This window comes from Arsenophonus sp. ENCA (genome assembly GCF_002287155.1).
GTDB classification, from domain to species: domain Bacteria; phylum Pseudomonadota; class Gammaproteobacteria; order Enterobacterales; family Enterobacteriaceae; genus Arsenophonus; species Arsenophonus nilaparvatae.
In genome coordinates this window covers 1-446 of the sequence record NZ_NHNG01000504.1, presented here as the reverse complement: position 1 = coordinate 446, position 446 = coordinate 1, and the positions used below count along the sequence as shown (strand labels likewise).

Here is a 446-nt window from a genome sequence, read left to right as displayed (position 1 = left end):
GTTCTTATTATATGCAACTATGTTTGTTTTATTGCATTTCTGGACTTATCTTCTTTATTAAGTTTTATGAACCATAAATATCCTAATACATTTGTTAGTTATTTTTTTATTGCTATTTGAAAACATTGTTAACAATAATGGTATTCAAATGAACTGGTTGTTTACTAGTAATCTGGACTTACCATGAACTGTTTAACAGTAACAGGGAATGTGGCAGAATAAAGCAGAATCTGCCTGTTTTCAGGCAGGCGAGATATTACGTGATCCAACATTCCCTTGAAGTCTTGTGACAGCAGTTTATCTGCCTGAAATATAAAATACCCTTCTTAAAAAATGCATAAAAAACAAATCATTTACAGTAGAACCTCATTAATCCGAACTAATTGGGACCGGGGGTATTCAGACTATTAAATCGTTTGGATTACAGAACATATAGTGCTTTTCAC

The 446-nt window shown here is 32.1% G+C and carries 1 protein-coding gene; it reads right to left on the bottom strand.

Going from position 1 to position 446, the window contains the following annotated elements; translation table 11 throughout:
- Window positions 1-164 precede the first annotated feature (164 nt).
- Window positions 165-293: a hypothetical protein gene (locus CBG25_RS21460; RefSeq protein WP_366212783.1), complete on the bottom strand. Its 129-nt coding sequence runs from the start codon at window positions 291-293 to the stop codon at window positions 165-167.
- Window positions 294-446: the final 153 nt, after the last annotated feature.